Origin of the sequence: Chamaesiphon sp. VAR_48_metabat_403, assembly GCF_031422475.1 — a bacterium.
GTDB lineage: Bacteria > Cyanobacteriota > Cyanobacteriia > Cyanobacteriales > Chamaesiphonaceae > Chamaesiphon.
In genome coordinates, this window is sequence record NZ_JANPLS010000010.1 from 1 (window position 1) to 8,561 (window position 8,561).

The 8,561-nt window shown below is 46.4% G+C and carries 9 protein-coding genes; 8 read left to right on the forward strand and 1 reads right to left on the reverse strand.

All coding sequences use genetic code 11. The features are described from left to right. The first annotated feature begins 189 nt into the window (after nucleotides 1–189). The 3 genes from RMO79_RS00410 (at nucleotide 190) to RMO79_RS00420 (ending at nucleotide 2,845) form a co-directional block, all read left to right on the forward strand. The gene (locus RMO79_RS00410) at nucleotides 190–1,374 is read left to right on the forward strand and encodes a P-aminobenzoate N-oxygenase AurF (protein WP_310481064.1); all 1,185 of its coding nucleotides are present in this window, start codon (nucleotides 190–192) and stop codon (nucleotides 1,372–1,374) included. A 170-nt stretch (nucleotides 1,375–1,544) separates the two neighbouring features. Then, nucleotides 1,545–2,561, forward strand: a complete 1,017-nt coding sequence (locus RMO79_RS00415) for an aromatic ring-hydroxylating dioxygenase subunit alpha (protein ID WP_310481065.1) — start codon at nucleotides 1,545–1,547, stop codon at nucleotides 2,559–2,561. Further along, nucleotides 2,558–2,845, forward strand: coding sequence for a 2Fe-2S iron-sulfur cluster-binding protein (locus RMO79_RS00420; protein WP_310481066.1), 288 nt, complete (start codon nucleotides 2,558–2,560; stop codon nucleotides 2,843–2,845). The genes RMO79_RS00415 and RMO79_RS00420 overlap by 4 nt, the downstream gene beginning before the upstream one ends. Nucleotides 2,846–2,868: 23 nt before the next feature. On the opposite strand, the gene RMO79_RS00425 is transcribed toward RMO79_RS00420, so the two are convergent. Then, on the reverse strand, nucleotides 2,869–3,480 hold the full coding sequence (locus RMO79_RS00425; RefSeq protein WP_310481067.1) for a Uma2 family endonuclease: 612 nt from the start codon (nucleotides 3,478–3,480) through the stop codon (nucleotides 2,869–2,871). Nucleotides 3,481–3,540: 60 nt separating this feature from the next. Here RMO79_RS00425 and RMO79_RS00430 point away from each other — a divergent pair, with 60 nt between their 5' ends. From RMO79_RS00430 to RMO79_RS00450, 5 genes are all read left to right on the forward strand, one after another. Continuing rightward, nucleotides 3,541–4,572: an aromatic ring-hydroxylating dioxygenase subunit alpha gene (locus tag RMO79_RS00430; RefSeq protein ID WP_310481068.1), complete on the forward strand. Its 1,032-nt coding sequence runs from the start codon at nucleotides 3,541–3,543 to the stop codon at nucleotides 4,570–4,572. Nucleotides 4,573–5,109: 537 nt separating this feature from the next. Continuing rightward, nucleotides 5,110–5,853 (forward strand): sterol desaturase family protein, encoded by a 744-nt coding sequence (locus tag RMO79_RS00435; protein ID WP_310481069.1) that lies wholly within the window; start codon nucleotides 5,110–5,112, stop codon nucleotides 5,851–5,853. Next, entirely contained in the window at nucleotides 5,850–6,458 is a 609-nt protein-coding gene (locus RMO79_RS00440; RefSeq protein ID WP_310481070.1) for an acyl transferase, read from the forward strand. Before RMO79_RS00435 ends, RMO79_RS00440 begins: the two co-directional genes overlap by 4 nt. Further along, a complete protein-coding gene (locus RMO79_RS00445; RefSeq protein WP_310481071.1) occupies nucleotides 6,458–8,005 on the forward strand; it encodes a GH3 auxin-responsive promoter family protein in 1,548 nt (515 codons plus the stop codon). The genes RMO79_RS00440 and RMO79_RS00445 overlap by 1 nt, the downstream gene beginning before the upstream one ends. A gap of 25 nt (nucleotides 8,006–8,030) precedes the next feature. Then, nucleotides 8,031–8,561 (forward strand): leucine-rich repeat domain-containing protein (locus tag RMO79_RS00450; protein ID WP_310481072.1); only part of this gene is annotated, 531 nt, incomplete at its 3' end.

Below are 8,561 nucleotides of genomic sequence, written 5' to 3' on the forward strand. Positions count from 1 at the left end.
CGGGGGTTCCCCCCGAATAAAAACGCCGCTAAATCCCCCTTTCCAAGGGGGACTTCCGGATCCAGTTCCCCCCTTAAAAAGGGGGGTTAGGGGGGATTCAGATCTCAAAACGAAGTCTATCCGACTCGATCCGCCATAACCCCAGAAAAATTGGACTTTTCGACACCACCATAGGAGATTTTCAACACCATGAATAACACCATTCTCAGACCCCAAGATCGACTCCTCAGCGATAACCAGCAGGTTTGTCGCAAGATTCACATCAATCACACTCGCAACCGCAAGCAAGATCAAACCGAGAACATCGACGCAGCCGCTAGAGATTTCCGCTATGCCGATTGCCAAGACGAATACTGGAATCCCGAAGAATTTTCGTTAATGTATGGCACTTCCCTGTGGGAGCAATCGACAGCCAGCCAACGGATTAAACTCAACCATTTATACTGGGTTGCCTATTATTCCCAAATTATCTCCGCCGAAATTGCCACGATTTATTTCAATCAAACTAGCGCGGCGGGATTGTATGCTCAAGAGGATTTTCGATCGGTATGCGATATGCTCGATCTAGAATCCGCTCAGGAACGCGCTCATATCAATGCTTTTCGGACTGTTTCTCAACAAGTAGAAGAAGTATTATTCGGCAAGCGCGTCTTTACATATCCCATGCGTGGGCCATTTACCGAAACGATGGTGTTCGCCGATACTAATGCTTTGCGCCAATGGTGGAAAAAAATTCAACTCCAATATTTTGGGTTAATTTCGGCGAATAATGCTTTTTTAGCCTGTCAATATTTTACAGTTCGGGGCGTAAGAACCCTCAATGGCAAACTGGTACAGCACAAACTGAGTAAGTACCACCAACAACATCCCGATCCAGATCGATCGCCGATTCCATCCAAAATCTCTTATTATCATTTTTTGGATGAGAGTTTTCATTTCAACAGTTCGACGATCCTTTCTCATGAAGTTGTTAAATGTCTGCCCCCACCGACGAAATACGAACGGATGGTGGCAAATTTAGGCTTGCGCGGCTGTCAGCAAGATCACTATCATTTTTCGGCGGCGATTAATGGCATCTTTTGGTACGATCCTGCCATGTATGGCGCGATCTCATCGGTATTGCGATCGGATATTTTCGGGATGGATGAGGCTGAGATCGAAGTTATGCTCCATCGATGTTTTACCGAGGAGTCGGAGGGATTGCACAACAGCCACCAAACCCACGCCGAAGCAATGGCATCGTATAAAGCCTATTTAGCCGATGTCGATTATGCCTGGGCGACGAATAAGGAAATGTCCCTCATGGGGGCGAATTCTATTCCTAAGTATCTTGCCACCCAGCGGCGCGCCTTGAGAGGGTATGCCAAGAGTTAATTTGTGCCAGTTGCGTAGATCTACCCACCCCGCCCTAATTCCTTCGGAAAGGCTTCGCCAACGGGCACCCCTCCGAGGAGGGGATTTCCCCTTTTAGATCTAAGGTTGGGTTGAAGAATAAAACCTAGCACTATCCACTATCCACTATCCACAACAAAAAACACGATCGCATGAATGTTACAACCGATCGAGTATTTAATAATTGGGAGACGATCGCCAAAGGCTGGTATATTGCTCTTTCCAGCCGCCAACTCGATCGCGGTCGAGTTAAATCGATCGATATTTGCGGGCAGCGTGTAGTACTATTTCGGGGCAATGACGATCGCGTTCGCGCTTTGGATGCTTATTGTCCTCACATGGGCACCGATTTAGGCATCGGGCGGGTTGATGGTCATAATATCCGCTGTTTTTTCCATCATTGGGCATTTAGCGGCGATGGTGAGTGCCAAGATATTCCCTGTCAGTCAGAGATTCCCGCCCGCGCCCAGCTCCAGGCTTACGACACGGATGAAAAGTATGGTTTTATCTGGATTTATCCCGATCTTCAGGCACCAAACCGCGTAGCGGAATTTGACGAACTTAAAGGTCGCACCGTAGTCAGTATCGCCGATCGACCCTTAGAGCGCAGTTGTCACCATCACATTTGTATGATGAATGGCATCGACGCTCAACATCTGCGGACGGTACACAATTTAAACATCGATATGACCCTAGATTTGCGCTCTACTGGTAATTCGATCGATTTCACGCTCCAGGGCGAATTACCCGCTACCACGCGCGGCGAACGGCTCTTGCGGACATGTTTGGGCAATCGTTATACCTACTCAATGCGCTACGCCGATGGCTGTTTGGGGCTGTTGACAATTATGAAAAACGTCAAACTTTTACCGCCGTTATATATGCTCTATGCCTATACCCCGATCGCAATTGGCAGCACCCGCATTCAACCAATTTACATCACCGCCCAACGTTCGGGGATTTGGGGGTGGATCGTCTCTCAATTTTTATTGTTATGTACCCGACTAGCTTATTACTTCTTACGCGGCGAAGACGGTCAAATTTATGACAATATCCAGTTTACACCCAATCTATTACTACCGATCGATCGGCCGATCGTCGAATATATGGCATACGCCAACCAACTAGAACCGTCAATTTGGTCGCACTCTTTAAAACAAGAACTATGAGCGATCGTCAACACCAAATTAGTTTCCCCAATACCGATCGAGCCGCAATTTTCGTCACCAGTAATTCTCTACTTTCAGACAGCCTCACCATCCACAATTCCCCCGTCTTATTTGGCTGTCGTACGGGTATTTGCGGCACTTGTCTAGTCGCCATCCGTGGCGATACTTCCTCACCAGATCCCGACGAGCGCGAAATATTAGAAATCTTCGCCCCCAACAATCCGCTAGCAAGATTAGCTTGTCAAATTATTGTGATTGGGGATATTGAAATTTTGGATATCTAACACGATCTTACCATAACATCAACTTACCACATTCTACTCATACTCAAGCTAAAACCTGGCATGACTTCATTACAGTCGATTGATATGGGGTTTTCTACAATTACTGGCTCTTGTTCGGGTCGATAGATTTCCACCTGTTTATTTTTGGGATTGACGAGCAAGCCTAGTCGCACGCCCAACCGTTGATATTCAATCATCTTCTGTTGCAATGGTTTCAAATTATCCGTAGCAGAGCGTAATTCTATGACAAAATCGGGCACTACTGGAATAAATCTGACGATGTTTACTCCCTCCAATCTAGACTTCTCAATCCAAGAGACATCTGGCGATAGTTGTCCGCCACCAATCGCGGTAAAGTCATATCCACCCGATGAATCGAATGTTCTACCTAAATTAGTTTGTCGATTCCAGTACCAAATTTCTCCGAACAAATCTCCATTCTTCTCGCTACTTTCGCCACCTGCTGGAGCCATAACAACTAGTTCTTTATTCGGGGTTAATTCCAAGCGTAAATCGGGATTATTGATACATAGCAGCTCGAATTGTTCTGGTGTAACAATCAGAGTTGTATTGCTGACATCGAGTAGCAAGGGTTGAGTCTCGACAGACATAGTGGGAGCGTTAGCAATTGTCATAAAACCTCCAAAATTTGCGGGAGCTAGGTTATTTGCTATTTTTAATGAGACGATCGATATATGAAGTTTACAGATTTTTGGTACATAGTAGCACCCAGCGATCGACTGCAACCCGATCGAGTCCTCAGTTGCACCGTATTAGATGAATGGCTGGCAATATTTCGCGACGCAAAAGGACAACCAGTAGCCGTGCGCGATCGCTGCGCCCACCGTAACAGTCGATTGTCTGCAGGAAAAGTCTGCCAGGGACAGCTTCATTGCCCCTACCACGGCTGGGTTTACGATAATTTGGGCAAAGTGGTCGCCATCCCCGCCGAGGGCGAGAACTGGCAAAATGCCACCGATCGCCGCACCCCTCGCTACGATACCTGCGAACGCGACGGCTACGTTTACGTCCGACTGACAGAGCCAGCCTCATCACCCACCGCCGAATTCGACCCCTTCCCCATGCCTTATTATGGCGCACCCCAATGGGCAACCGTGCGCGTCATCAATCGGTTTAACAACAACGTCACCAACTGCGCCGAAAACTTCATCGATATTCCCCACACCGCCTTTGTCCATCCCGGCATATTTAGGACAACCCGCCACCAACAAATCGCCATGACTGTGAGTAGGCGACAGGGTACGGTATTTGTCGAATACGCAAACGAGAATACCAATCTCGGTTGGTACGCACGGTTCTTAAATCCTAGTGGCGATCGCATCCACCATACCGACAGCTTCCACATGCCCAATATTACCAGCGTCGAATACAATCTCGGTCGCGATCGACGAATATTTATTACCAGTCAATCCGTCCCCGAATCCTCAACCTCAACCCTAGTCTACACCGATGTAACCTACAACTATGGCATCTGGAACCACATCGCCCGCCCCTTCATCCATTGGACGGCACAATATATCATCCATCAAGATATCAAAATTCTCGGCATTCAACAGGCTGCGATCGCCAAATACGGTCAACAATTCAGCCACACACCCGCCGATACCATCCATATTTTCGTCGAATCAATTCGGACAGAAATCGCCAACAGTAAAGATCCGAGGCTCTTGCCAGATCGATCGGTAAAAGTTGATTTTTGGGTGTAGGAACAGCCCCATTGCCTTCTAATGTACACCGACAAATCTCTCCATACTCTAGAGATTCGATTTACTCCCTTTCCACCAGAAGAATATAGATAATACTTCTATCCTAATTACTGTCAGAGATCTTTTTTTAACCGCAGAGACGCAGCGATGCACGCTCGTCGGGTTCCCCGACGGTTTAGTGCATCAAGACAGAGAGCGCAGAGGGCATAAGGCAAAAGCTAATCTATAGTCTTTGAGCGGGAAGGGAGTACCAGTTATTCAGAGATCGTTCCTTAGTATCTCCCGCCTAAAATCTATCCTGGGAATGTAGTAAAACCCACTCCAACACCCACTGACTGACCCTTACGCAGGGGAGTTTGAGGGGCGGCGTTCCGCCTCTCAACGGGGGGGCTGGGGGTCGGAGCGATGCGCGCTCGTTGGGTTCCCCAACGGTTTAGCGCATCAAGACAACCCCCAGATCCGGGTTCTGCCCCCACCAGCAAAAATCGCAACCCACTAATATATATCGCTTACCGCCCCGCTTATTACAAATAACCTATGATTATTTTCCTAACATTTATCATCTTAATCGGCTGGAACCTCCGCCAGCCCCAAGGACAAATCGCATGGCGACACAAATCAATCGCCGCCTGGACGATCGATCTTACAGGCTTATTCATGCAGGGCATACTCATTCCCCTCCTGCAAATCACCGTTATTTTTCAACTTTATCACTACATATTGCCCCTAGATCGAGCCAGTTGGCAACTACATCCACTCGCCGCCTGGAGCCTGAGCTTTATTTGCGTAGACTATCTCTATTACTGGAACCATCGACTATTACATACTAAATGGCTGTGGCGCGCTCACCTCGTCCATCACACCGTCACCGACATGGATATATTAGGCACCTCCCGCAATACCCTATGGACGAGTTTTGCGATCGTTTATTTGTGGATACATGGATTATTTATCTATTTATTAGTAGATCCTACTTGGTATATCTTAGGTGCCAGCCTCACTTCAGCTCTCGATTTATGGAGACATAGCCGCTGTCATCCCACGCCGACGCTCGATCGATTCCTCCGCCCATGGCTAATTCTACCCCTCGACCACGCTTGGCACCATGCCGAGGTAAATATTTCGCAACAACACTGCAATTTTGGAGCCAATTTTAAATTTTGGGATAGAATCCACGGTACTTACTACGATCGTGCCATACCGCCCGACCGATTGGGTACCCCCACTGATTTATCTTTAAGTCAACAACTGTTCGATCCTTATCAACTGCTTAGAAAATGACCTTACTCAGTACCTTCCTGGCATTCTTCCCGGCGTTAGTGTTGCTAGCCGCTGGCGCATCTGTTTACTGGCTGTGCGTCGCACCGAGCATCTTCAGCGTACTCGCGATCGCATTTTCGTTATATGGATTGCCATTATTAACTCATTATTTACACGGTTATTTTTATCCAATTGCCGAAGGCATCAGCTATTTACGCGGCGATAATTATAGTCCCTGGTGGGGCAGCCATCAAATTCAATCTATTTACATTGCTTTCCCCGCATTAGAAACATTACTCAGGCTGATTCCTGGCGTATTCTCGGTGTGGTTGCGGTTGTGGGGCGCACAGATTGGGCGAGATATTTACTGGACATCTCAGTTGGAAATTGCCGATCGCAGTTTAATTATTGTCGGCGATCGAGTGATATTTGGCTATCAAGTTACGCTGGTTTCTCATATTATTAAACCTAAAAAATCCGATCTGATGTTATACGTTAAAAAAATCGAGATCGGCAATGATGTATTTTTAGGTGCCCGATCGCAATTGGGGGCGGGTGCCCAAGTTAAAGATGGGACATTTTTGCCCATTCTCACCCATGTTTATCCCAATCAGGAGGCGACATAATGCGCTGGACGATCGATCTATTCGGTAAGCTACTCGCACCTGCATCACGACGATTTAAGGCAGATCTCCAGCAGCCACAACTCGCTCAAGAACGAGTGCAACGGCAGATTTTCAAGAGCTTGTTGGCTAGTGAATATGGTAAATCTTTAGGTATTTCTGAAACGACTGCTTGGGACGAAATTCCGATCGTAGAATACACCGATCTCGCTCCTTGGATCGATAGACAAAGAGCGGCAAAAATTAACTTGCTCAGTCCCGAACCAGTTATTTTTTACGAGCGGACATCGGGAAGTAGCAGTGCTGCTAAATGGATTCCATATACCAAATCTTTGCGGCAATCTTTTAGTGCGATGTTTGGCATTTGGGCGCACGATTTAATTACTAATGGTTGTAAATTTACTACCGGGCGCGTGTATTTTTGCGTATCGCCACAATTAGGGCAATCGGCATCGAATGAGACACCCGGATTAGCTGACGATTCGGAATATTTAGATGGCTGGCTGCGATGGTTTCTGCGACCATTTTTAGTTTCGGTGCCGGGAGTAAATCGGTTATCCGCAGCGGAGTTCAAACACCAATTATGTTCGGCATTATTAGTTGCCGAAAATCTCGAAATTATCTCGATTTGGAGTCCGAGCTTTCTCACCGTTCATTTAGATTATATCGCAACTCACCGCGATCGCTTGCGGACAGAATTAGCGGGCAAAATCTCGGCAGATCGATCGCAGCTTTTAACTGAGCCAGAAATTCCCTGGATGCAATTATGGCCGCAATTAAAACTAATTTCTTGTTGGGATAATGCTAATGCTGCCGATCGCGCTGACTATTTACGATCGCTATTTCCACAGGTATTAGTTCAAGGTAAAGGTTTATTAGCCACCGAAGCACCGATGACAATTCCGCTCATCGCCGCGCGGGGTTGCGTGCCGATCGTCGATCGCGTGTTATTTGAATTTATCGATTCTACACATCAGATTAGGAAATTAACCGAATTAGAAATTGGCAAAATTTACACGATAATTATCTCTCAACTGGGCGGACTTTATCGATACAAAATTGGCGATCGCGTGCGAGTTACGCATTACTATCTCAATACCCCTTGTTTGGAATTTGTCGGGCGAGATCGATCGATTAGCGACCTAGTTGGTGAAAAACTTCAATCTGAATTTGTCGGGGATGCGATCGCCAGTCTGGGCGATCTGGGAGCCAATTTTCAGAGCCTAGTTCCCGCTCGACAACCGCAAGAACATTACGTATTATTACTCGATCGTACGAATCTAGAAATAACCGAGATTATCGATCGATTAGAAGCCGCTTTAACTCGATCTCCCCAATACCATCATGCCCGCAGTTTGGGACAATTAACACCCCTAGAAGTGCTAGTTTCTCCCCACATTCCCGAAATCGCACTCCTAGCCCGTCAAAACGACCCCCAGCAAGCACATGTCCGGTGGGGAGACATCAAACATCAACTGTTGGCAAATAAGCCGATTGGAGATGATTTATTGGCGCGATTGCGATTGGTGGGGATAGGGGATAGGGGATAGGGAATAGTAAATAGTAAATAGTAAAATGAAGATTTTTTTAGGAACGATTGGTACGGTAGGGTTATTAGCGATCGGATCGATTTCGATTGCTAATGCCCAACAGCAAGCAAATTCAAAAAGTTTTGCTTGGTGGTGTCAACAAAAACAAGCTGTATCGGCGGATGCTAGGAATACGATCGATGTAATGCTAGAAAAAGTTAAAACTAATGATTGTCAGCAAGCCGAACTGCGACTGAGGAGTCTCAAAGATCTTAATCTCAACGATAGTCGAATTAGCGATCTCAATCCAATTGCTGGATTGAATAATTTGATTAGACTTCAGATCGATCGCAATCGAATCAGCGATTTAAAACCGATTGCTGGGTTGAAGAATTTGATTTATCTATCTATTGAAGATAATCAAATTAGCGATCTGAAGCCTCTTGCTGAATTAGATTTACTTAGTCTCTCACTTAGAAAAAATCGAGTTAGCGATATTAAACCTCTGGCTGGATTAGTTGATTTAACTAATCTCTCGATCGAAAGTAACCGAGTTGGTGATATTCAACCAATTGCT

Bases quoted from the DNA above. Each gene is read 5' to 3' on its own strand.
- RMO79_RS00410 (WP_310481064.1), top strand. From the start codon at position 190: ATGAATAACACCATTCTCAGACCCCAAGATCGACTCCTCAGCGATAAC.
- RMO79_RS00415 (WP_310481065.1), top strand. From the start codon at position 1,545: ATGAATGTTACAACCGATCGAGTATTTAATAATTGGGAGACGATCGCC.
- RMO79_RS00420 (WP_310481066.1), top strand. From the start codon at position 2,558: ATGAGCGATCGTCAACACCAAATTAGTTTCCCCAATACCGATCGAGCC.
- RMO79_RS00425 (WP_310481067.1), bottom strand. From the start codon at position 3,480: ATGACAATTGCTAACGCTCCCACTATGTCTGTCGAGACTCAACCCTTG.
- RMO79_RS00430 (WP_310481068.1), top strand. From the start codon at position 3,541: ATGAAGTTTACAGATTTTTGGTACATAGTAGCACCCAGCGATCGACTG.
- RMO79_RS00435 (WP_310481069.1), top strand. From the start codon at position 5,110: ATGATTATTTTCCTAACATTTATCATCTTAATCGGCTGGAACCTCCGC.
- RMO79_RS00440 (WP_310481070.1), top strand. From the start codon at position 5,850: ATGACCTTACTCAGTACCTTCCTGGCATTCTTCCCGGCGTTAGTGTTG.
- RMO79_RS00445 (WP_310481071.1), top strand. From the start codon at position 6,458: ATGCGCTGGACGATCGATCTATTCGGTAAGCTACTCGCACCTGCATCA.